This is a genomic window from Streptomyces sp. NPDC002573 (assembly GCF_042889625.1).
GTDB lineage: Bacteria > Actinomycetota > Actinomycetes > Streptomycetales > Streptomycetaceae > Streptomyces > Streptomyces gibsoniae.
In genome coordinates, this window is the sequence record NZ_JBIARC010000067.1 from 1 (window position 1) to 22,737 (window position 22,737).

Sequence of the window (22,737 nt, forward strand, 5' to 3'; positions counted from 1 at the left end):
GCTGCGGGTTGGAAGCCTAGAGAACTCCCATCCTCGCAGGTCACAAGGCACGTCCTCTCCATGGGGGCACCGTCAGCCGGTCACCGATCGATGGATCCAGGTTCAGGGCTTCGGCGGGTGTCTTCCAATCGAGGGTTTTCCGCGGCCTGTTGTTGAGGGCGTGAGCAACGGCCTCAAGCTCGTCGGCATCCCGTCGCGACAGGTCCGTGCCCTTCGGGAAGTACTGGCGAAGCAGTCCGTTGGTGTTTTCGTTGGTGCCGCGTTGCCAGGGGCTGTGCGGGTCGGCGAAGTAGACCTGCAGCCCGGTGTCGATACGGAGTTTGGGCATGCTGGGCCAGCTCCTTGCCGCGGTCCCAGGTCAGCGAGCGGCGCAGCTGCTCGGGCAGCGTGGTGATCATGCCGGCGATGGCGTCTTTCACGGCTTGGGCGCCGCGGCCGGCCAGCGCCGGGCCGTTCTTGACCTGTGGTTCTGCACCGTAGCCGTCCATCCGCGGTAGGTGCAGCAGCATGGTGAACCTCGTCGTGCGCTCCACTGGCGTGCCGATCGCAGACCGGCCGGTGCCGATGATGAGATCGCCCTCCCAGTGACCCGGGACGGCGCGGTCCTCGGCCTCGGCAGGCCGCTCGCTGATCACCACGTCGGCTGTGACGTGGCCGTTGGCGCGCTGCCGGGAGCGCGCTCGCGGAACACGGAGCGCACGCCCGGTGCGCAGACAGGCGACCAGCTCGCGCTTGAGGGCGCCGCGCCCCTGGATGTAGAGGGCCTGATAGATCGCCTCGTGCGAGATGCGCATGGAGTCATCATCGGGGAAGTCGGCCTTGAGCCGGTTCGCGATCTGCTCCGGGCTCCACGACGTCGCCCTGCGGCGGGCAGGGTCGCGGTGAGTGCGGTCCAGAAGGGGTCTTCGGGCTGGATGAAGTCCGGTTGGCCGAACGAGTAGGCCATCAGGTTGGGGTGGCGGTGCGCCAGTTCCCGGAAATCCGTGGCGAGCAGGCGGATGCGCTCCTGCCAGGGGGCGTCCTGCAGTGTCACGGTGCGGAACTGGGCGCCGACCATTCTCGCCACGCCGCGCAGCAGGGCGTCCTTGTTGGGCACGTGGTGGTACAGCGACATCGGGTTGGCGTCCAGCGCGGTGGCGAGTTTGCGCATGGTGAGCGCCTCGACGCCGTCCGCGTCGATGAGCTGCAGGGCGGCGGCGTAGATCCCGGCCTCGGTCAGAGGCGCGTCTCTCTTCCTGGTGCCGCGCGGGGGACGCCTCGCTTTTCCATACCGCGTACGGTCCAATTCCATACTAAGTATGGAATGTAGTTTCCCTGGGTCGTCTACGGCATGGACATCGCCGGCGTCGGCCAGGTCCTCGTCTACGCCCCGGACTTGGTGGCGGAGGTCTGCGACGAGACGCGGTTCTGCCGACAGGCCGAGAAGACGCCGCTGTACCACGTCCGGGACTTTCTCCGGGGCGGGCCTGCTCGCAGCCCACCGGCACGAGGAGAAGTGGGCCATGGGCACCAGATCTTCCTGCCGGCCTGGTTTTGGTCTGCGGCTACGCGCCGCCTGACCGGGAAGGGGGCTTGTCCACCGACTGAGCGGCCCGCCAAGCAGAGTGCCGAAAACGCTCTTTCAGGACCAGCCCTTCAAGGCGGCGTCGACAACGGCGCTCACTGCGTCGCGGTCCAGGCCGTTCCCGGCGAGAAAGCGCTCGAAGAAGAGGGGTCCGGCAGTGGCCATGGCAAACGTCTCGGGGGTGACGTCAGGCCGGAGTCGGCCGCGCTGGACGGCCGCGGTGACGGCGGGACGCAGGGCTTCGGCGATCTGGTGCACCAGCGACTCCCGGAGGCGGCGGATGTCTTCGTCGTGCCGTGAGCCGCCGAGGATCGCCGCAAGGACGGCGCCTGCCTGCTCTTCCTCCCAGGGTTCGGCCAGTTCGCCGAGGCGGTGGATGAGTTCCTCTCGCGGATCGTTGCCGGAGGCGACCCGAAGGTGCTCAGGTGCCGGTGGCGGAGGGGGTATGCCGGCTTCCAGCGCGGTGAGTCGGAGGTCGAGCAGGCTGGGCCAGTGTCGATAGACGGTGGCGCGGCCGACGCCTGCGCGAGTGGCGACCGTCTGGTGCGTCACGGCCTCCAGTCCACTTTCCGTGAGCAATGCTGTGGCCGCTGCCACGATGGCCTCGCGACTGCGCAACAGGCGCGGATCAGTGCGAACTTCCACCCTCTTACATCCTTCTGTCAGACGGTCTGGGCGATCGATGACATCCGACCCGCGTCGGTACGCGCGCGCGTTGGGCGCGCCTCAGTTTGTCCGCATCATGTATGACTTCAATTCGGTCATGTGGACGGATGTAATGATCGCGTTGAGCGCCGTATAGAACATGTGATCGCCTTCGGAGTCGGCGTCCACAGACTCGCCCTCCCCTGTTGCGCCGGGGGCCGGCGGCAGGGTCGACCACCGGCGAAGCGCGCCGTTGATCTCGGCAATCAGCACACCGAACACGGCGGCGCAGATGACCGCGGCGATTCGGGACACTTCCTGCCGCGGTACCCCGGCACTCGCCAGCACGTCGGTGAGTGCGAGCCAGAAGGGGTCTTCGGGCTGGACGAAGTCCGGCTGCCCGAACGAATAGGTCATGAGCTTCGGGTGACGGTGCGCCAGAGCGCGGAAGTCCTCGGCGAGTTGGCGGATGCGCTCCTGCCAGGGGCGGTCCTTCTGCGTCACGGTGCGGAACTGGGCGCCGACCATGCTCGCGACGCCGCGCAGTAGCGCCTCCTTGTTGGGTACGTGGTGGTACAGCGACATCGGGTTGGCGTCCAGCGCGGCCGCGAGCTTGCGCATGGTGAGGGTCTCCACCCCGTCGGCGTCGATGAGCCGCAGGGCGGCGGCGTAGATCCCGGCCTCGGTCAGGGGTGTGTCTCTTTTCTTGGTCCCTCGGGGGGTGCGCTTCGCCGTTTCCATACTTAGTATGGTATCACTTCCATACGACGTACGTTTCTGCGGTGCGTCGCGGCATAGACCGGCGCCCTTGCCCTTCCCCCTCTCCACACAAAGGAGCAAGCCATGACCACCCACTCCGCGAACGACCTTCGCCCCATCCGGTCCCCGCGCGGGGTTCCCCTCCTCGGCAACACGCCGCAGATCCCCGACACCAACCCCGTCGAGTACTTCGGCGAGCTGTCCAAGCAGTTCCCCGAGGGCATCTACGGCATGGACATCGCCGGCATCGAGCAGGTCTTCGTCTACGACCCCGACCTGGTGGCCGAGGTCAGCGACGAGACGCGGTTCTTCAAGCAGATCGACAAGACGCCGCTGCACCACATCCGGGACTTCGCCGGCGCCGGCCTGTTCACCGCCCACCAGCACGAAGAGGAATGGGGCAGGGCACACCGGATCCTGCTGCCGGCCTTCAGCCAGCGGGCCATGAGGAACTACTTCGGGCAGATGCTGGAGATCGCCCAGAACCTGGTGGGCAAGTGGGAGCGCCGGGAAGGCAAGCCGGTCAACATCACCGACGACTACACCCGCCTGACGCTGGACACCATCGCCCTGTCGGGATTCGGCTACCGGTTCGACTCCTTCGACAAGGAGGGGCTGCACCCGTTCCTCAACGCGATGCTGGGCGCGCTGACCGAGTCGATGCGGCGCTCTCAGGAACTGCCGATGATGACCAAGCTGCGCAGGGCCGATGCCAAGAAGTACGACGAGAACATCCAGGCGATGCGCGAACTGGTCGAGAGCGTGATCAAGGAGCGCCAGGAGGGCAAGGGCAGCGGTGAGGACGACCTGTTGGGCCTGATGCTTGAGGCCACCGACCCGGAGACCGGCAAGCGGCTGGACGTCGACAACGTGCGTGACCAGGTGCTGACGTTCCTGATCGCCGGGCATGAGACCACCAGTGGTCTGCTGTCGTTCGCCACGTACTCGCTGATGCGCAACCCGCACGCCCTGGCCCAGGCGTATGCCGAGGTGGACCGCCTGCTGCCGGGCGACACCGTGCCGGACTACGACACGATCATGCAGCTGGACGTCATCCCGCGGATCCTGGAGGAGACCCTGCGGCTGTGGGCTCCCATCCCGATGATCGCCAAGGCGCCCATCGAGGACACCGTCATCGGCGGCCGCTACGAGCTGAAGAAGGGCACACGGGTCAGCATCCTTGAAGGCCCGCTGCACACCCACCCCAAGGCGTGGGAGCGGCCGGACGAGTTCGACATCGACCGGTGGCTGCCGGAGAACCGGGTCCGGCAGCACCCGCACGCCTACAAGCCGTTCGGCAACGGTGTGCGTGCCTGCATCGGCCGGCAGTTCGCGCTCACCGAGGCCCGCCTGGCGCTTGCGCTGGTGCTGCAGAAGTTCAAGCTCTCGGACACCAGCGACTACAAGATGGACGTCCGCGAGGCGCTGACGCGCAAGCCCGGCAACTTCGAGCTGATCGTCCGCCGTCGTCAGGAGCACGAGCGGACCGTTTTCGGCGCCGCGGACCTGCAGACCGGTGACACGCAGGCGCAGGCAGCGGTCAGCGGTGTCGGGGTGAACCTGACCGTCGCCTACGCCTCCAGCCTGGGCTCGTGCGAGGACCTGGCGCGCACCATCGCCGACCGCAGCGAGCGCTCCGGATTCGGCACGACCCTGGTGAGCCTGGACGAGCTGTGCGACAACCTGCCCACCGAGGGACTCCTGGTCGTCGTCGCCGCCAGCTACAACGGCAAGGCACCCGACAACGCCCAGCGCTTCGATGACCTGATCGCGACCGGGCTGGGCGAGGACTCACTGTCGAACGTGCGGTTCGCACTGCTGGGCGCAGGCAACACCCAGTGGGTGGCCACCTACCAGGCCTTCCCCAAGCGGATCGAGGCCGCCCTGCTGGCCGCCGGGGCCACCCCCGTCATCGAGCGCGGCATCGCAGATGCCGCCGGCGACTTCGACGGCATGGCCAGTCGCTGGATGGACACCCTGTGGGCCACCCTGGCCGAGGAGTACGCCGCCGACACCTCCGACGACGGCGCGCCGCGCTACCAGGTCCAGCTGCTCACCGAGGCGGACGTGCGCCCCGCCATCGTCTCCGAGCAGGCCTACCCCCTGACCGTGGTCGCCAACGAGGAACTCGTGTCCGACGCGACCGGGCTGTGGGACTTCCAGATCGAGCCGCCGCGCCCGTCCGCGAAGTCCCTCACCGTGGAGCTGCCCGAGGGCGTCACCTACGAGACCGGCAACCACCTCGCCGTCTTCACCAAGAACGAGCCGTCCCTGGTCAACCGGGCGCTGGCGCGCCTGGCCGTCGACCGCGACCAGGTGCTCCGGCTCGACCAGCCCGGCGGCGGCCGCACGCACCTGCCGGTGGGCACGCCCGTCACCGCGGGCCTGCTGTTCACCGAGTTTTTGGAGCTGCAGGATGTGGCCACCCGCTCCCAGGTGCGCATCCTGGCCGAGCACACCCAGTGCCCGTGGACCCGGCCGCAGCTGCAGGCCTACACGGCCGACACGGAGGAGGCTGAGGAGCGCTACCAGAGCGAGATCCTCGGCAAGCGGGTCTCGGTGCTGGGCCTGCTGGAGCGCTTCCCCGCTGTCGAGCTGCCGCTGGCGGTGTTCCTGGAGATGCTGGGCCCGATCCGTCCCCGCTTCTACTCCATCTCCTCCGCCCCGCTGGCCAACCCGCGCCACGTCCGGCTGACCGTCGGCCTGCTGGAGGGCCCCGCGTTGTCCGGTGAGGGCCAGTATCGCGGCACCTGCTCCGCCTACATGGCACAGCTGAGGCCCGGTGACGTCGTCTACGGCTACGTGCGCGTGCCCTCCCCGACGTTCGCCCCGCCGGCCGACCCGGCCACGCCGCTGATCCTGATCGGCCCCGGCACCGGCATCGCGCCGCTGCGCGGCTTCCTGGAGGAGCGGGCCTGGCAGCAGGCGAACGGCACGCAGGTGGGCCTGTCGCAGGTGTTCGTCGGCTGCCGCCACCCCGAGCACGACTACTTCTACCGCCAGGAGATGCAGCACTGGGAGCAGGCCCAGATCGCCCAGGTCCACACCGCCTACTCCGCGGTGACCGGCCACCCGGCCCGGTTCGTGCAGAACGCCATCGCCAATGCCGCCGACACGGTATGGCAGGCCATCGAGGACGGCGCGTACATCTACGTCTGCGGTGACGGCCGCCGCATGGCACCCGCCGTCCGGGAAGCCCTCGCCGCCATCCACCGCAAGCACACCGGCAGCGACGACGAGACCGCCCAGCAGTGGCTCGCCCAGCTCGAAGCCGACGAGCGCTACCAGCAGGACGTCTTCGCCTGACCATCGCACGCCGTCACGGCGTGCGACCCCCAGCCGCCGGGAGGCGAGCGACACCCCCGCTGCCGGCCGTACGCCTCCCGGCCACCACAAGCCATTGAGACACCACACGGCACCCATCGGCCCGAACCGCCAGCCGATGCCGCACACAGAAAGCAGATCTTCATGGACACCATGCTCGCCGGGCGCTTCCACCTGGACACAAGGAAGTTCGCCGTGGAGGAGGTCCCTGTCCCCGTGCCCGGTCGGGGCGAGGTACTCGTCGAGGTGAGGGCCGCAGGGGTCTGCCTGTCGGACGTGCACCTGATCGACGGCTCTCTCGTCCCGCTGTTCGCCACCTCCGATGTGGTCACCGTCGGTCACGAGGTGTCCGGTGTGATCCACACGCTCGGCCCGGACCTCAAGCGCGGCCTGAGCGTCGGCACCCGGGTCACCCTGGAGGCCGGCAAGACCTGCGGCCAGTGCGCCGGCTGCGTGCGCCGCCGCCCCTGCACCCAGATGCTCACCGCGGGCATCGACTACGACGGCGGCTGGGCCCAGTACACGATCGCCCGCGAGGACACCCTCATCCCCATCCCCGACGGCCTTCCCTTCGATCAGGCCGCGATCATCCCCGACGCGGTCTCCACCCCCTACGCCGCCGTCGTCACCACCGCGGGTGTCCGTCCCGCCCAGTCCGTCGGCGTGTGGGGCGTGGGCGGTGTCGGCGCGCACAACGTGCGCGTCGCCCGCCTGGCCGGCGCCGCGCCGATCATCGCGGTCGACCCGCTGCCCGGCGCCAGGGAGCGCGCCCTGTCCTTCGGCGCGGACCTGGCCCTGGACCCGGGCGCCGACGACTTCGCTGACCAGGTGCGTGCGGTCACCGGCGGACGCGGCCTGGACTTCGCCTTCGACTGCGCCGGCGTGCCCGCCGTCCGCGAGCAGGCCGCCGCCGTGCTCGGCCTGGGCGGAGTCCTGATCCTGGTCGGCATCAGCCCCAGGCCGCTCACCATCAGCGAGGGCCTGACCTTCAACTACCTGGGCAAGCAGGTCCGCGGCCACTACGGCGGCACCCCCGAGTCCGTCACCGAGCTGGTCCGGCTGGCGGAGGTCGGCCGGCTCGACCTGGCCCCCTCCATCACGGACCACATCCCGCTCGCCGAGGCCGCCGACGCGGTCAGCCGGCTGGAGAACAAGATCGGCGACCCGATCCGCCTCATCCTCGTCCCCTGACGCCTGTCAGTAGGACAGCAAGCCACCCTGGGCAGGGGTGAGTGGGCGCCGGTGCTTGAGGGAGCACCGGCGCCCACAGTCTGTCGCGCCAAGCGCCGTGAACCACACCGGAGCGGGTTCAGAGCCACCCGCGGCGGACCGCCTGCGCGCCTGCCTGGAATCGGCTCGTCGCTTCGAGGCGGGTGGTCAGGTCGGTGATCCGGCGGCGCAGGGTGCGTTCGCTGAGGCCGAGTTGGCGGGCTATGGTCTCGTCCTTCAGCCCGGCGTGGAGCAGGTGGAGCAGAGCGCGGTCGGCCTCGCTGAGGTCGGGGTGGTCTTCCGTCTCCTGGGCCTTGCTGCCGAATACGGGGGTGGCCTGCTGCCAGCTGGCCTCGAAGAGGTCGACGAGGGCGTCGCACAGCGGTGACCGGTGGACCAGGGCGGCGGTACTGCGCAGGCCGTCGGCGCCGGTGGTGAGCGGCACGATGGCGTCGCGGCGGTCGAAGACCAGCAGTTTCAGTGGCACATGGGGAAGCACCCGGGCCTGTTCCCCGAGGAGCACGAGGTGCTGGAGCAGTTCCGCGCGCTCGGGGATGGCCAGCACCTGGCTGGAGTAGATCGCCCGTGCCCGCACCCCACGGGCCAGCAGGTCCTCCTCGGCCTGCAACGCATTCGCGTCAGCGGTGAGATACGGCGGGGTGTCGAAGCACAGGACCTCGTGGTCGGCGCCCGCCATCAATTCGGTGAGCCAGTCGGTGATCGCGGTCGGCCCCTCGATGATCTCGACCAGTCGGCTGGGATCGGAGCTCAGCTTGCGCTCGTTGAACTCGGCTCCGTAGGCGTCCAGCGCGGCCTCCGTGCGCTCCAGCTCCAGACGGCGCGTGCGGATCAGGGCGGCCAGGCCGATGCGCGGATCCAGCGGGGCGTAGCGGGTGGGCCGCACCGCCGAGGGCACCGCGAGGCCCGCCGCGACCAGTTCGTCCAGCATGCGGCGCGCCTGTGCCGTGCTGCAGGACTGATGTCTGGCCAGTTCGGTGGCGGTGAGTGGCGGCGAGGTCAGTAGATGGCGGTAGGTGCGCTCGGTCGGATCGTCGAGACCCAGGGGTTCCAGCACAGGCTCGCCTCCCTCCTGTGTTTCGCGGTCAAAGGCGGCGTATGGCCGCTACCGGCCGCTGACCGGTATCGGCCAGCCATTGTGCTCCCGGTGAGACGGGTGCGCTGGAACAGTACCGGCATCCCTACAGGGCGGTTCACCAGTCTTTCCGCAACGCAACCGCCCTTGTCCCCACGAGAGGCGCGTGGTCACTTGAGAATGCGTAGCAAAGGCATACGCTCCGGCATGGTCGCTACCGTGCTGGGGCTGGCCGCCGGCTTTCTGGTCACACCGCCGGCTCAGGCAGGCCCTCCGCAGGGCGCGAAGAACATCCGGCTGACCGCCGGCGCGATGGAGAAGCTGAGCAAGCGTTACCAGCCACGGATCGACGGCACGCCTGGGCAGGTCGCCGCCCAGGAGGGTCCCGCCGCTGCCGCGCCGGCGCTGCCGGGCACTGCGCCGAAGGCGACGGCAGGCTCGCAGGAGCGGTCGGATACCGCCTCCACCGCTCCGGGCTTTGAGCGGACCGGCCAGTGGGAGACCGCGCGGGGCTTCGCCGAGGGCGTGGCGCTCGGTGGCACCAAGGACTGGGTGGGCGTCTTCAGCGGCGGCACCGTCTCCCGGTACGACGCCCAGGGCAAGCAGGTGTGGCACCGTGGAGCCACCTCCTTGTACAAGGACTGGCAGGTCATCCCCGACAACTGGTTCCAGCCGCACCCGTATCTGCCGAACCTCTATGTCGGCTACAACCCCTACGAGATGTCGGCCGCCGGTAAGCAGCCGTATGTGACGGGCGACTTCAACGGTGACGGTGTCGAGGACGTCGCCGTCGCCTATGCGGTGGGCGACTGGCCGTTCCGGCCGTTCTCCTCGCCTGGTTCGAAGGTGGACTACGGAACCTTCGTCACCGTCCTGGACGGCCGTACCGGAAACACGGCGTGGAGCAAGCTGGTCCCCGGCTACGTCGGCAACATGCTGGTCCAGGACGGCAAGCTGATCGTCGCCAACACGGTCGGCCCGGACTGGGGCGGTGATCCGGTGGCCGAACAGGGCGACAGCCGCAGCAACCTGACCGCCTACAGCTTCAGCCGCGCCGCTCACGGCAAGCTCACCGGGGCCGCCGACTGGACCTACTCCACGCGCGCGCCCTGGGCGTACTGGGGCGATCTGACGTCGATGGGAAGCGGCCGGATCGCCGCGTCGTGGTCCGACACCCCCATGGACCTGGGAAGCCCGCACCCGGCCGACGGCAACGTGCTGGTACTCAAGACCTCCGACGGCAGCGTCGTGGCACACACCAAGACGCCCGGCTACCCGCGCATGCTGGTCAAGGACCCGGGCGCGGACCGCGTTCTGGTGGTCGAGCAGAACGACCCCTTCGACACCGTGCGCTGGGACCTGACCGCGATCGACGCGCACACCGGCGACCGGACGGTGCTCGCCTCGCGTGAGGGCACCGTGCCGGAGGCCTTCCACGTCCTGCCGAACGCGAAGGACGGCCGCCCCCGGTTCGCTGTCGCGGAACTCGGCATCAACGCCGACATGTCCGACGGTCAGAGCACCATCTCCGGCTGGGACGCTCAGGGCCACACCCTCTGGGCCTACACCACGGCCTCCACGATCGGCGGGCCGAACGCCCCGACCATGGCGCTGGCCTCCGACGCGAAGGGCAGCGAGGTGTTCGCCTCGCTGTCCGACCCGAAGGCCGCCACCGCCGCCACCCCCGCAGCTCCCGAGCACACCCAGCTCATCGGACTGAACGCCGCGAGCGGTCACCTCGACTGGCGGCAGGACGGCGCCGTCTCCGGCGACACTCTCACCCCGTACCAGGGCGGACTCCTCACCGTCGGCTACGACGACACCGCCTACACGGTCAACCCCCGCAACGGTACGTCGCACGCCATGCCCCTGGCCGGCGACCCCTACGCGGCCGTCGCCACGGACGTGAATGGGGACGGGACCAAGGACCTGGTCGTCGCCGGCCAGAGCCGCGGTGTCTTCGCCCTCGACGGCAGGACCCTGAAGACGGCTGCGCCGACCGTCCTGTGGCGGGCCACCGTCGACAGCTCGGTGCACGCCCTGCGCCTCCTGCCGAACCCCGGCAGGGACGTGTTCGGCGACTCGGTGGTGGCCGCGACCGACCACGGCTTCGCCGTACTGGACACGCACAGCGGTGAGGTACGCGCGAACGTGCGCACCGGCGGCTACGTCGCCTCGCTCACGGTCGTGAGCGACGGCCGCGGCGGCTTTGAGATCGTCGTCCCGGGCAGCAGCCTGACCGCGTACACCGCGCAGGGCAGGAAACTGTGGACGTACCAGCCGAAGGGCACGGCGGGCAAGAGCCTGGTCTTCTCCAGCGTCACCACGGACGGCGCCGGACACCTGTTCTTCGAGTACGGCGGCACGCACCACGGCATCGGCCTGCCCACGGAGGCCACCGACCCGGCGCCGACGGCGGTCGGCTTGGACGCCGCCACCGGCACCCCGGTCTGGACCGAGACCCCGACCGACTCCGGCGCCGTCGCGATCGTGCCGACCGACCCCGCCCTGGCCGACCCGAACATCCCGGGCGCCGACGGGCACGGTGTCGCCTTCGCCTACACCGGCGATCACACGACCTACCAGCACCTGGTCCAGATCCTCGATTCCCGCACCGGCGCCGTGATCAAGAACTACGACAGTCCCGGGATGTCGCAGGGCTTCGTCGCGTCCAAGAAGACCGGCCTGGTCGAGATGCGCGAGTTCAACGACTACGTGTACCCGGCGGACGGCGGCGAGCCCCATGACGTGCCCACCTTCTTCGGCTTCCACTCCGGAGTGTTCGCCAGGTCCGTCGGCGGCACCGAGGCGTTCGTCGGCGCCTACCAGAACCTGTGGTCCTACGACACGCCCTTCGCGGACAACGACGGGTACCTCCGCTATAGCGCGACGGACTTCGCCCTGGGGGCGAGCCAGGTGGAAACAGCGGAGCTGGGCGACGGCCCGGGCGACGACATGATCGGTCTCGCGCTCGACTGGCGAGCCCTGAACATCTCGGCCCAGGCGATCGGTGACGCCGCCAACGACATCGACTACTTCCCGCACGGCCTGACCACCTACAAACTCTCCGAGGACGAGCCCACCCGGATCCCGGCGCCTCCGAGCGGCGGCGGCACGTCTCTCGCAACCCCGCAGGCCGCCCCCCAGGCCCCTCAGGCCCAGGGTGACCGGATGCGCAGCGCGAGCCCGCTGAAGGACCTCGGCATGCCGATCGGCACCGCCTCGGTCCCGATCGAGATCCAGAAGAAGACCCCGGCAGCCACGAAGCTGAGCGTGGGCCAGGACAACGCGGCCGAGGTCGCCCCCGGCTACACCCCGCAGCAGATCCAGGCGCGCCTGGGCCTCGAGGGCGATGGCACGGGCCAGACGATCGCGATCGTCGACGCCTACCACTATCCGACGGCGAAGGCCGACCTGAACCACTTCTCCGCGCACTTCAACCTGCCGCCCACCTGCGACACGGTGGGTTCGGGAGCGGACTGTTTCGACTTCCAGCAGGTCTACGCTGACAGCGCCGAGCCCGAGGTCGACACCGGCTGGAACGAGGAGGAGGCGCTGGACATCGAGTGGGCGCACTCGGTGGCCCCGCACGCCAAGATCGTCCTGGTCGAGGGGAAGGACCCGAGCATGGCCGCGCTGTCCCGGGCCGAAGACGCGGCCGCGGCGCTGCACCCGGCCGCGGTCAGCAACAGCTGGGGCGCCCGCGAGTTCTCGGAAGAGGCCTTCTACGACGGCTCCTGCAAGCTGGCCGACTCGGTCTGCGTCCAGTCCACCGGGGACGGCGGCTACCCCGGCGGCTACTCCGCCACCAACCCCTACGCCCTGGCCATCGGCGGCACCAGCCTCCGACTGGACGCCGACGGCAACACCCTCGACGAGACGGCGTGGAGGTCCACCGGCGGCGGCCTGAGCTACTTCGAGGCGCGCCCGGCCTACCAGGACGGCGTGCAGTCCTCGCCGCTGCGGGCCACCCCGGACGTGAGTTTCGTGGCCGACCCCGCCACCGGCGTGCCGGTCTACCTGACCATGACCTACGGCGGCGCCACCCATTCGATGTGGTTGAAGGTGGGTGGCACCAGCCTGTCCGCCCCGATCTGGGGTGCGATCATCGCCTCGGCCGACCAGCTCCGGGCCGCCGCCGGCAAGTGGCACCTGGCTTCGGCCGGTCCGGACGGCGACACCGCCCACACCGATGTCTACGCGCTCGGCGGCAGCTACCTGCGGGACATCATCTCCGGCTCCAACGGCCGGTGCGGTGCACAGTGCACGGCCGGTCCCGGCTACGACACCGTCACCGGCCTCGGTTCGCCCACCGCGGGCGTCGACGCGGCCCTGGCGGCCATGAAGTAACCGTCCATCCGGTGCGAGCACGCAGGGGCCCGGTGTCCTTTTGGACACCGGGCCCCTGAGCTGTCGTCGAGGTTCTTAGTCGAGGCCGGGCAGCGGGTGCCGGGTGATCTCATGGGCGTCGTCCGGGGGGACGCCGAGCATGCGCAGGACCATTTCGGCGAGGTCGGAGGCGGCCTCGTCGCCGTCGAGGTCGGGCCGGTCCAGACGCAGCGCTACCAGGGACATCAGGGTGCCGCCCAGGGCGGACAGGGCGGTGGTCGCGTTCCTGCAGGTGAAGCGGCCCGAGGCGATGCCGATCTCCAGGTCGCGCAGGGCTCGCGGGGCGAGTCCGCGGTCGGAGTGGATGTAGGCCAGACCGCGGTCGCGCAGGATCCGCATGAGTTCCGGGTGGGAGTCGGTCATCCGGGCGGTGAGCCGGAAGCCCGCGGCGACGAGTTCGGCCGGGTCCTCGATGCCTTGTACGCGCTCGTCGATCACCTGCCCGAATTCGTCCAGGGCATCCGCCACTGCGGCGTCGAACAGCTCCGTCTTGGACTCGAAGTGGTTGTAGAAGGAGCCGAAACCCACGTCCGCGCGCTCGGCGATGGCCTGGATGCTGGCGCTGGTGTCGCCGGTCTCCGCGAGGATCTGCCGGGCCGCGCGGACGAGCGCCTGGCGGGTCTCGGCGCGGCGCCGCTCGAAGCGGTTCTTGGGCAGGGCAGACGTCGGCATACGGAGGAGTGTAACAACCGTAGCGATGAGGCTTCCATTACTGATGACATCCTCAATTGTTTGACCTCATCCTATTGACGATGAGGAACGCCAAAGTTGATGATTTCCTCATTACGGCAGTGTTGCTTGGAGGACACCATGTCCCACACCCCTGTTAACGGGGCCGCTCCCCAGACGCCCCACCAAGACCTTCACAGTGAGCTGGGCGCCTTGCGCGGCGAGCACCCCGGACGTGCCCGGAATCCCGTGATCAAGGTGGCCGACCTGGCCTGGCTGGAGTTCGAGAAACCGGACCTGGACCGGGCCGAGGTCTTCGCGCGCGACTTCGGGTTTGCGATCGCCGCCCGCACCGAGCGGGAGCTGTGGCTGCGCGGCACGTTCGGGGGCTCCCCGTGCATGGTCATCCGCCGCGGGCGTGCGTCCCGCTTCATCGGGCCGGCGTTCCGCGCGGCCGAGCGGGCCGATCTCGACCGGCTGGCCCGCGCCACCGGCAGCACCGTCCAGGACATCGACGTACCCGGTGGCGGGCAGTCGATCACGATGCTCGATCCCTCGGGCCTCCCGGTCCGGGTCGTGTACTGCGCCGAACAGCTGCCGGCGCTGCCTGAGCAGCCACCGCTGACCCTCAACACCGGTACCGAATTCCGCCGGACGAACGCCACCCAGCGTCCGCCCCGCGAGCCGTCCCGTATCCAGCGCCTTGGCCATGTGGTGCTGGAGACGCGGGTGTTCGCCCGCACCCTGGACTGGTACCTGGACACCCTCGGCATGATCGTGTCCGACTTCCTGTTCCTGGACGGGCAGCGCGGGCGCGGCCCGACGATGGCGTTCATCCGGTGCGACCAGGGGAGCGTGGCGGTCGACCACCACACGCTGGCCCTGCACCTGGGGCCCGGTACCGGCTATGTCCACTCGGCCTACCAGGTCACCGACCTCGACGCGATCGCCGCCGGCGGGGAGTACCTGGCCGAGCGCGGCTACAAGCGCAGCTGGGGCATCGGCCGGCACATCCAGGGCAGCCAGCTCTTCGACTACTGGCGCGACCCCGACCACTTCATGCTGGAGCACTTCGCCGACGGCGACCTGTTCTCCTGCGACCTCGAACCCGGATGGGCGCCGATGTCGGCGAGCGGCCTGGCCCAGTGGGGCCCCCCGGTCACCCGCGACTTCCTGGGCGCCAACCCCTCACCCGCCAAGCTCCGCGAGGTCATGACGGCCCTGCGCGGCGACAACGAACTCGACCCCGCACGCCTGCTGGGCCTGATGAAAGCGATGAGCTCATGAGCACCAACGTTCTGCGCACCCCCGACGGCTGGTGGGCCGTCCGGGACGAGCGCGCCGTCCGCATCGAGACCAAGGCTGCCACCACCGCCGAGCTGCTCGCCGACCGGGACGCGGTCCGCGACGCCGCCGCCTCCGCCGAGAACGGCACGCCCGTCGCCGACCTGGTGGCCCTGCCTCCGGTCACCACCCCCTGCCGCGTGGTCGCCCAGATGGTCAACTACCGCAGCCACGCCCGCGATTCGGGCTTCACCGGCGAGATCCCGCCCACCTTCTTCCGCAAGGCCTCCGGCTCGGTCAGCGGACCGCACGACGCGGTCGTCCGCCCCGCGCACGTGAACTTCCTCGACTACGAGGTGGAACTCGGCCTCGTCCTGGGCGCCCCCCTGCCGGTGGGCACCGTCGTAGAGGAGGGCGACCTGCCGCGCTACGTCGCCGGGCTCGTCCTGACCAACGACGTCAGCGCCCGCGACGTCCAGCTGACCAAGACCCAGTTCTACGAGAGCAAGTCCTATCCGACCTTCACGCCGACGGGTCCGTACCTGGCCCTGCTGGAGCCCGAGGAGTTCACGCATCTGCTCGACCTGCGGCTGCGCCTCTCGGTCAACGGGGTCCCGCGCCAGGACCGCACGCTCGCCGACATGATCGTACGGCCCGCGCAGGCGCTCACCCTGCTCGCCCGCTTCCAGACCCTCGATGCGGGCGACCTGCTGCTGACCGGCACGCCCGGCGGCACGGCCCTGAAGGCCCCGCCCAAACCGGTCGCGAAGATCAGTGCGCTGCTGCCGCCCGCGCTGAAGTGGAAAGCGTTCTTCAAGGGCCAGGCCAAGAACCCCCTCTACCTGCGCAACGGTGACCTCATCACCGCCACGATCGCCACCCCGGACGGGCGGATCGACCTCGGCGAGCAGCGCACCGCCGTGACGGACGCCCCATGAAGGCCACATCCCGGAGACCGGTGGTGATCATCGGCGGGGGACCCGTGGGCGTCACGGCCGCCCTCCTGCTCGCCCGGCACGGAGTGCGCAGCCTCGTCCTGGAACGCCACCGGGACGTCTACCCCCTGCCGCGCGCCGTCGTCGTGGACGACGAGATCCGCCGGATCCTGCAGAGCGTCGGCATCCACGAGGAGTTCGCCGCCCTCGCCCGCCCGGCGCGCGGGCTGCGACTGCTGAACGCCCAGCACCGCGTGATCACCGAGTTCCCGCGCTCCCTGCAAGGACACCACGGCTTCCCGCAGACCAGCATGTTCGACCAACCCGAGCTGGAACGCCTGCTCCGCGCCGCCCTGGCCCGCCGCCCGGAGCCCGAGCTCTGGGGCGGGGTGGAGGTCGTGTCCGTCACGCAGTCCGGCACAGGGGACACCGACGGATCAGACGGTTCGACGGGCCCGGTCCGGGTCACCTTCCGCCGCCACGGCAGCGACGAGGAGGAGCACCTGTGGGCCGATGCCGTCCTCGGCTGCGACGGCGCGGGCAGCCTCACCCGCGACGCCATCGGCGCCGCATGGGAGGACCTGCACTTCGAAGAGAGCTGGCGGGTCATCGACGTGCGCACCACTCTTGCGGTGCGCACCTGGGAAGGCGCCGAACAGATCTGCTGTCCCACTCAGCCGGCCACGTTCATGCGCGTCGGCGAGGACCGCTACCGCTGGGAGTTCCGCCTGGCCGACGGCGAGTCCCTGGACGGCCCGGGAGGGCGGGAGCGCCTGCGTGAGCTGGTCGCCCCCTGGGTGGGCCCGCCGTCCGATGCCTCGCCCGATGACGAGTTCGAGGTGATCCGGCAGGCGCAGTACACCTTCCGCGCCCGCCTCGCCGACCGGTGGCGCCGAGGACGCATCTTCCTGCTCGGCGACGCCGCCCACCTCACCCCGCCCTTCATCGGGCAGGGCCTGTGCGCAGGCCTGCGCGACGCCCACAACCTCACCTGGAAACTCGCCCGCGTCCTCCAACAAGGCGCAGACGACGCGCTGCTGGACACCTACGAGCACGAGCGCAAGCCGCACGCCCGCCATGTGATCCGCGTCGCGGTCGCCGTCGGCTGGGCCATGACCGGCGGACAAGACCGCGGCGCGGCGCTCCGCCGGGCCGTCGTGGGCGCGGCCTGCCGCATCCCGGGCGTGACCGCGGCAGTGAGCGCAGATCTCAGCCCCGCCCTGACCGCCGGCCCGCTCGTACGGCGCCGCCCCCGGCTGACCGGCCGTGTCCTGGCCGGTACCTTCTGCCCGCAGCCTTGGATTGAGGGCAACGCCGGACGCATGCGCCTCGATGACGTCCTCGGCACCTCCTTCGCCGTCCTGACCACCGCGCCGCCCACCCCCCAGGTGACGGCCGTGGCCACAGCACTGGGAGCCCCCACCTTCCACGTCGGCGGCCTCGGCGACGGCGGCACCCTGGCCGCCTGGCTGGCACGCGGCCGGGCGGACGCCGTCTTGCTGCGCCCCGACCGCGTCGTGATGGACACCGTCCCCGCCGGCACAAGCGACTTCACGGGCACCGCCACCTGGGCCTCCCTGCTGCACGCGAGCCGCGGTAGCGCCGATGCCCGGCTCGCCCCCCCGCCGAGGAGCACCACACCATGACCGCCCCACACCCCACGCCGGATCCGGCACCCTTCTTCACCCCCGACCCGCCCGCAGCTGCCGACAGCCGGATCGCCGACTTCGCCCGCTGGGCCGCCCGGCACCACGGCGCCGAAGACATCCCCGACCCCACCGACTACCAGGCCCTGCACCGCTGGTCCGTCACCGACCTGGAAGGGTTCTGGGCCGCGCTGTGGGAGTACTTCGCCATCGATGCAACCACCCCGTACGAACAAGTGCTGGGCGAGGAGACCATGCCCGGCGCCCGCTGGTTTTCCGGCGCCACGCTCAACTACGCCCACCACGCACTGCGCAACCTGCACCCGGACGCCCCCGCGATCACCGCGCTGGACGAGACCGGAGCCGGCTACGAGATCACGGGCCGGCAACTGCGCGCCCAGGTAGCCTCCGTCGCAGCCACCCTGCGCGACCTGGGCGTCCAACAGGGCGACCGGGTGGTGGGCTACCTGCCCAACACCCCCCACGCCGTCATCGCCTTCCTCGCCACCGCCAGCCTGGGCGCGGTGTGGTCGGTGTGCGGCCAGGACTACGCACCCAAGGCCGCCGCCGACCGCTTCGCCCAACTCGAACCGGCGGTGCTCATCACCGCGGACGGCTACCTCTTCAACAGCACCACCCACGACCGCCGCACCGCCTCACTCGAACTGGCCGCCGCCCTGCCCTCCTTGAAGGGCACGGTTCTCGTGGACCACGTAGGTCTCGCATGGCCCCAGGACAGACGCTTCGCGCTGACGGTTCCCTGGCAGGACGCGGCCACCCGCGTCGAGTACCTCACCATCGCCCCGGTCCCGTTCGACCACCCGCTGTGGATCGTCTTCTCCTCCGGCACCACCGGCCTGCCCAAGGGCATCGTCCACGGGCACGGCGGAATCCTCCTCGAACACCTCAAGACCCTCGCCCTGCACAGCGATCTGGGCGTCGGGGACCGCCTGCTGTGGTACACCACCACCCACTGGATGATGTGGAACCTGGTCGTCTCCACCCTGCTGACCGGCGCCGCCACCTGCACCTACGACGGCAGCCCCGCACCGCAGACGCGCCCGGACATCCTGTGGGAGCTGGCGGCCCGCCACAAGGTCACCGTCTTCGGCACCAGCCCCCAATACCTGCTGGCCATGGCCAAGGCAGGCATCGAACCTGCCGCGCACGACCTGTCGGCCCTCCGCGTCATCGGCTGCACCGGCTCCGCCCTGCCCGCCTCCGCCTACCCCTGGATCCGCGACCACGTGGGCGCAGGCATTCAGCTGGCCTCCACCAGCGGCGGCACGGACGTCGTCTCCGGCTTCGCCGGCAGCGCACCCACGACCCCCGTCTGGGCCGGGGAGCTGTCCGCCCCCAACCTCGGCGTGGCACTGGCCGCCTACGACGAACACGGCACCCCCGTCCGCGACGAGGTCGGCGAACTCGTCGTCACCCGCCCCATGCCCTCGATGCCGCTGTACTTCTGGAACGACCCGGACGGCAGCCGCTACCGCGACGCCTACTTCACCGCCTACCCGGGCATATGGCGGCACGGCGACTGGATCACCCACACCTCCCACGGTTCGGTGATCGTCCACGGCCGCTCCGACGCCACGCTCAACCGCAACGGTGTCCGCCTGGGCAGCGTCGACATCCACGACATCGTCGAACGCCTCCCCGAGATCACCGAAGCCCTCGTCATCGGCGCGGAGGAACCCGACGGCGGCTACTGGATGCCCCTGTTCGTCGTCCCCGCGCCCGGCGTGACCCTGGACGATGCCCTGCGCGAGAAGATCCGCGACGCGATCCGCACCGGCGCCTCACCCCGCCACGTCCCCGACGAGATCCTCGCCGTCCCGGCCATTCCGCACACGAAGACCGGCAAGAAACTCGAGGTCCCCGTCAAACGCCTCCTCCAGGGCGCCCCCGCCGAACAGGTCCTCAACCCCGCCACACTCGACAACCCCGACCTGGTCTCCTACTTCGCCCGCCTGGGCGCTGAGCGGAGCAAGCAGTCAACCCCCCACACATGACCTCGGCCGTGGGCCCACAGGCCCAGATGACAGCACCGCAAGCCCGCCCCCGGCCCCGTAAGCCCTGTCCGGCCGACCGGTGCCGGGGCGGAGAACCCGCCACGGCACCACACCATCCGCACACCCCATGTAAGAGAGAAACCGTGAGCATGACCGACCCTGAACCGCGGACCCTCGACGTCCTCGACGACGCCGAGCGAAAGCTGCTGTTCACCGAAGCCCGCACCGCCAACACCTTCGCGGCAACAGCCGTCACCGACGACGAACTCGCCGTGATCTGGGACCTCGCCCGCTGGTCGCCGAGCGCCGCAAACAGCCAGCCTCTGCGTGTGCTCTTCGTGCGCACCCGCGAGGGCAAGGAGCGACTGGTCCAGCATCTCGACGAGGGCAACAAGGCCAAGACGCTCAGTGCGCCGGCCGTGGCGGTCCTGGCATACGACGTCGACTTCCACGAGCAGATGCCGACAGTCTTCCCCGCCCGCGGCGACATGCTGCGAGCGGCGTTCGCCGACCAGACGGAGACGCGCGAGACCCTCGCCTCCTACAACTCGGCACTGCAGACCGGGGTCTTCCTGCTCGCCGTGCGCGCCGCCGGTCTCGCGGCCGGTCCCATGGCAGGCTTCGACAAGGCAGCAGTGGACAAGGAGTTCTTCGTCGGCACCAGCTGGCACTCGCATCTGGTGGTGAACATCGGTCACCCCGGTGTCGACCCGTGGTTCCCGCGGCTGCCCCGCGTGCCCCTCGAGGACGCCGTCGCCTGGGCCTGACGGTACCGCCGCCTGGTTGTGCAGGACCCGAAGCCCGAACTTCCGCGCACGGTCGCCGTAGTGGTGACAGGTGCCATGCCTTGACTACTCCCCTCCCTGAAGAGAGGGGAGTAGTCAAATACCGCAGATGTCCGGCGCATCGCCGTCCAATGAATCGGAGGATCGTCCCTTGCCCGCCTCAGCGCACCATCTGGTCGACGTGCACGCCCACTTCGTGACTCCCTCCTATGTGACGGCGGCCAAAGCGGCCGGATACGCGCAACCCGACGGCATGCGAGACTTTCCGGCCTGGTCCGCCTCCGAGCACCTCGAGCTCATGGACTCCGCCGGTATCCGCACCAGCGTGCTGTCCCTCTCCTCCCCGGGCACACACTTCGGCGACGACCGGGCCGCACGCGCCCTCACCCGTGAGGTCAACGAGTTCGGGGCCGATGTGGTGCGCACCCACCCTGAGCGCTTCGGGCACTTCGCCTCCCTCCCCCTGCCCGACGTGGACGGCTCACTGGCCGAACTCGCTCATGCCCTGGACCATCTCGGCAGCCACGGCGTCACCGTCGAGACGAACGCCGCCGGGATCTACCTCGGCGATCCGCGGTTCGAACCACTCTGGAATGAACTCGACAGCCGGGAGGCGGTCGTATTCGTCCATCCCACCTCTCCGCCCTGCCACGAGGCTGTGTCACTGGGTCGGCCCCGGCCGATGCTGGAGTTCCTCTTCGACTCCACCCGCACGGTCGCCGACCTGGTGTTCACCGGAGTCCTCCAACGGTATCCCCGTATCCAGTGGATCATCACCCATTGCGGCGGCACCCTGTCGCTGCTCGCCGACCGTATGGAGCTGTTCCGTGCGGCCTTCGCCAACGGTGTCGGTGACGGTCCCACGGTCCAGGAACAACTGCGGCGCCTGTGGTTCGACATGGCCGGAACCCCGTTCCCGCACCAGGTCCCGGCGCTCGTGCGGGCGTTCGGCCACGACCGGCTGCTGTACGGAAGCGACTATTGCTGGACCCCGGCTGCGGGGGTCCTGGCGCAGATCGCGTCCGTGGACGCCGCCGAGCAGCCGGACTGCACCACCTGGCGGCAGCTGACCAGCGAGAACGCCGCCAAGCTGCTTCCTGCGGCGTGCGGAGAAGAGGCCTGGCGTTAGACCGTGTCCTCTGCGGGGAAGCGGATGCCTGCTCAACAGGTGCCTCAGACGGGGGAGGCCACGCGGCAGCCAGCTGCGCCTACCTGAAAGCCGGCCCTGAAGTTGGGTCAAGTTGACTCGGTCTGCTGCTCGGCGGAACGTAGCCCGGCGGTCCACTTCTCCTCGATGCGGCCGAGCTTCCACACGGCCAGGGCAGCAGCCCATGTGGCGAAGAAGAGGCCGACGATGACGAAACCGATGATGTTCAGGTCCAGGCTGCCGATCCAGTCCCAGAATGCGCCGTGCAGGCCGGTCTTGTCGGCGAGCAGGCCCAGCAGCTCGGCGGTGCCGATGACCAGCGCGACGGCGACGGACAGGCCGGTAATGGTGAGGTTGTAGTAGACCTTGCGTACCGGCTTGGAAAAGGCCCAGCCGTAGGCGAAGTTCATAAAAGAACCGTCGATGGTGTCCAGCAGGCTCATGCCGGCCGCGAAGAGGACCGGCAGGCAGAGGATGGCGTACCAGGGCAGGCCGGAGGCCGCTCCGGAGCTGGCCAGCACCAGCAGCGCGACCTCGGTGGCGGTGTCGAAGCCGAGACCGAACAGCAGGCCGAGCGGATACATCTGCCAGGGCTTGGTGATCGACTTCATCACGCGTCCCAGGAGGCGATTGACGAGGCCGCGGTTGTTGAGCTGCTGCTCCAGCGCGGCCTCGTCGAAGTGGCCGGAGCGCATCTGCCGGAACACCTGCCAGATGCCAGCGAGAATGACGAGGTTGACGATGGCGATGATGTAGAGGAACGTCCCGGAGACGGTCGTGCCGATCAGCTCGGTGACGTGGTGCAGCTTGGAGTTGTCGTCGCGGACTGGTCCCGCGAGGGATTTGACGCCCAGGGAGAGCAGGAGGGCCAGCCCGAACACGATGCTGGAGTGCCCCAGGGAGAACCAGAAGCCGACCGACAGGGGGCGTTGGCCCTCGCCCATGAGTTTCCGGGTGGTGTTGTCGATGGCGGCGATGTGGTCGGCGTCGAACGCGTGCCGCATGCCCAGGGTGTAGGCGCTCACCCCGATGCCGATCCCGAAACCCTTGGTACCCAGGCTGTAGTGCTCCGGCCTCACGATCGTCACCAGCGTGAACCACCCGATGACATGGAGGGTGATGATGAAGGCGGCCATCCCGGCGGCGCGGCCCCACTCGGCGCGGCTCATTGAGCCGGATATGCGGCGCCAGCGGGAAGGGGGGCTGGCGGGGGCCGTGCGCGCGGCTGTCATGCGTGGTCTTCCTTCACTTCTGTCGCCAGGTCAGTTATGAC

Annotated in this window: 14 protein-coding genes and 2 pseudogenes; 9 read left to right on the forward strand and 7 right to left on the reverse strand. The window is 69.7% G+C overall.

What is annotated here, in order from left to right; all coding sequences use genetic code 11:
* Nucleotides 1-40: 40 nt before the first annotated feature.
* The 4 genes and pseudogenes from ACFYX0_RS37935 to ACFYX0_RS37950 form a co-directional block, all read right to left on the reverse strand.
* Nucleotides 41-872 (reverse strand): annotated as a pseudogene (locus tag ACFYX0_RS37935) (IS30 family transposase); the annotation flags it as partial.
* Nucleotides 873-1,129: 257 nt separating this feature from the next.
* Nucleotides 1,130-1,504 (reverse strand): annotated as a pseudogene (locus tag ACFYX0_RS37940) (hypothetical protein); the annotation flags it as partial.
* Nucleotides 1,505-1,621: 117 nt separating this feature from the next.
* Nucleotides 1,622-2,209: a TetR/AcrR family transcriptional regulator gene (locus tag ACFYX0_RS37945; RefSeq protein ID WP_388977866.1), complete on the reverse strand. Its 588-nt coding sequence runs from the start codon at nt 2,207-2,209 to the stop codon at nt 1,622-1,624.
* A gap of 81 nt (nt 2,210-2,290) precedes the next feature.
* The gene (locus tag ACFYX0_RS37950) at nt 2,291-2,950 is read right to left on the reverse strand and encodes a TetR/AcrR family transcriptional regulator (protein ID WP_388977869.1); all 660 of its coding nucleotides are present in this window, start codon (nt 2,948-2,950) and stop codon (nt 2,291-2,293) included.
* 102 nt (nt 2,951-3,052) lie between these two features.
* On the opposite strand from ACFYX0_RS37950, the gene ACFYX0_RS37955 reads away from it, so the two are divergent.
* Both ACFYX0_RS37955 and ACFYX0_RS37960 read left to right on the forward strand, forming a co-directional pair.
* Entirely contained in the window at nt 3,053-6,274 is a 3,222-nt protein-coding gene (locus ACFYX0_RS37955) for a cytochrome P450 (RefSeq protein WP_388977872.1), read from the forward strand.
* A gap of 162 nt (nt 6,275-6,436) precedes the next feature.
* Complete coding sequence (locus ACFYX0_RS37960) at nt 6,437-7,483, forward strand: zinc-binding dehydrogenase (RefSeq protein WP_388977874.1); 1,047 nt, start codon at nt 6,437-6,439, stop codon at nt 7,481-7,483.
* Nucleotides 7,484-7,601: 118 nt separating this feature from the next.
* Here ACFYX0_RS37960 and ACFYX0_RS37965 read toward each other — a convergent pair whose 3' ends face one another.
* Nucleotides 7,602-8,576, reverse strand: a complete 975-nt coding sequence (locus ACFYX0_RS37965) for a helix-turn-helix domain-containing protein (protein ID WP_388977877.1) — start codon at nt 8,574-8,576, stop codon at nt 7,602-7,604.
* Nucleotides 8,577-8,801: 225 nt separating this feature from the next.
* Between ACFYX0_RS37965 and ACFYX0_RS37970 the strand changes: the two genes are divergently transcribed.
* A complete protein-coding gene (locus ACFYX0_RS37970) occupies nt 8,802-12,944 on the forward strand; it encodes a hypothetical protein (protein WP_388977880.1) in 4,143 nt (1,380 codons plus the stop codon).
* Between the two features lie 75 nt (nt 12,945-13,019).
* On the opposite strand, the gene ACFYX0_RS37975 is transcribed toward ACFYX0_RS37970, so the two are convergent.
* Nucleotides 13,020-13,655: a TetR/AcrR family transcriptional regulator gene (locus tag ACFYX0_RS37975; protein ID WP_388977883.1), complete on the reverse strand. Its 636-nt coding sequence runs from the start codon at nt 13,653-13,655 to the stop codon at nt 13,020-13,022.
* Nucleotides 13,656-13,793: 138 nt separating this feature from the next.
* Here ACFYX0_RS37975 and ACFYX0_RS37980 point away from each other — a divergent pair, with 138 nt between their 5' ends.
* The 6 genes from ACFYX0_RS37980 to ACFYX0_RS38005 all read left to right on the forward strand — a co-directional run bounded on the left by ACFYX0_RS37980 (nt 13,794) and on the right by ACFYX0_RS38005 (nt 21,446).
* Nucleotides 13,794-14,939 (forward strand): VOC family protein, encoded by a 1,146-nt coding sequence (locus ACFYX0_RS37980; protein WP_388977886.1) that lies wholly within the window; start codon nt 13,794-13,796, stop codon nt 14,937-14,939.
* On the forward strand, nt 14,936-15,874 hold the full coding sequence (locus ACFYX0_RS37985) for a fumarylacetoacetate hydrolase family protein (protein WP_388977888.1): 939 nt from the start codon (nt 14,936-14,938) through the stop codon (nt 15,872-15,874). The genes ACFYX0_RS37980 and ACFYX0_RS37985 overlap by 4 nt, the downstream gene beginning before the upstream one ends.
* Complete coding sequence (locus tag ACFYX0_RS37990; protein ID WP_388977891.1) at nt 15,871-17,517, forward strand: bifunctional 3-(3-hydroxy-phenyl)propionate/3-hydroxycinnamic acid hydroxylase; 1,647 nt, start codon at nt 15,871-15,873, stop codon at nt 17,515-17,517. The genes ACFYX0_RS37985 and ACFYX0_RS37990 overlap by 4 nt, the downstream gene beginning before the upstream one ends.
* A complete protein-coding gene (locus ACFYX0_RS37995) occupies nt 17,514-19,532 on the forward strand; it encodes an acetoacetate--CoA ligase (protein WP_388977894.1) in 2,019 nt (672 codons plus the stop codon). The genes ACFYX0_RS37990 and ACFYX0_RS37995 overlap by 4 nt, the downstream gene beginning before the upstream one ends.
* 149 nt (nt 19,533-19,681) lie before the next feature.
* On the forward strand, nt 19,682-20,299 hold the full coding sequence (locus tag ACFYX0_RS38000; RefSeq protein WP_388977896.1) for a malonic semialdehyde reductase: 618 nt from the start codon (nt 19,682-19,684) through the stop codon (nt 20,297-20,299).
* A 169-nt stretch (nt 20,300-20,468) separates the two neighbouring features.
* Nucleotides 20,469-21,446 carry an amidohydrolase family protein gene (locus tag ACFYX0_RS38005; RefSeq protein ID WP_388977898.1) on the forward strand — a complete coding sequence of 326 codons (978 nt, stop codon included), beginning with the start codon at nt 20,469-20,471 and terminating at the stop codon, nt 21,444-21,446.
* 107 nt (nt 21,447-21,553) lie between these two features.
* On the opposite strand, the gene ACFYX0_RS38010 is transcribed toward ACFYX0_RS38005, so the two are convergent.
* Nucleotides 21,554-22,633, reverse strand: coding sequence for a HoxN/HupN/NixA family nickel/cobalt transporter (locus tag ACFYX0_RS38010; protein ID WP_388977930.1), 1,080 nt, complete (start codon nt 22,631-22,633; stop codon nt 21,554-21,556).
* Between the last annotated feature and the right edge of the window lie 104 nt (nt 22,634-22,737).

Bases quoted from the DNA above. Each gene is read 5' to 3' on its own strand.
- ACFYX0_RS37970 (WP_388977880.1), top strand. From the start codon at position 8,802: ATGGTCGCTACCGTGCTGGGGCTGGCCGCCGGCTTTCTGGTCACACCG.
- ACFYX0_RS38010 (WP_388977930.1), bottom strand. From the start codon at position 22,633: ATGAGCCGCGCCGAGTGGGGCCGCGCCGCCGGGATGGCCGCCTTCATC.
- ACFYX0_RS37960 (WP_388977874.1), top strand. From the start codon at position 6,437: ATGGACACCATGCTCGCCGGGCGCTTCCACCTGGACACAAGGAAGTTC.
- ACFYX0_RS37955 (WP_388977872.1), top strand. From the start codon at position 3,053: ATGACCACCCACTCCGCGAACGACCTTCGCCCCATCCGGTCCCCGCGC.
- ACFYX0_RS37975 (WP_388977883.1), bottom strand. From the start codon at position 13,655: ATGCCGACGTCTGCCCTGCCCAAGAACCGCTTCGAGCGGCGCCGCGCC.
- ACFYX0_RS37985 (WP_388977888.1), top strand. From the start codon at position 14,936: ATGAGCACCAACGTTCTGCGCACCCCCGACGGCTGGTGGGCCGTCCGG.
- ACFYX0_RS37995 (WP_388977894.1), top strand. From the start codon at position 17,514: ATGACCGCCCCACACCCCACGCCGGATCCGGCACCCTTCTTCACCCCC.
- ACFYX0_RS37950 (WP_388977869.1), bottom strand. From the start codon at position 2,950: ATGGAAACGGCGAAGCGCACCCCCCGAGGGACCAAGAAAAGAGACACA.
- ACFYX0_RS37990 (WP_388977891.1), top strand. From the start codon at position 15,871: ATGAAGGCCACATCCCGGAGACCGGTGGTGATCATCGGCGGGGGACCC.
- ACFYX0_RS37980 (WP_388977886.1), top strand. From the start codon at position 13,794: ATGTCCCACACCCCTGTTAACGGGGCCGCTCCCCAGACGCCCCACCAA.
- ACFYX0_RS38000 (WP_388977896.1), top strand. From the start codon at position 19,682: ATGACCGACCCTGAACCGCGGACCCTCGACGTCCTCGACGACGCCGAG.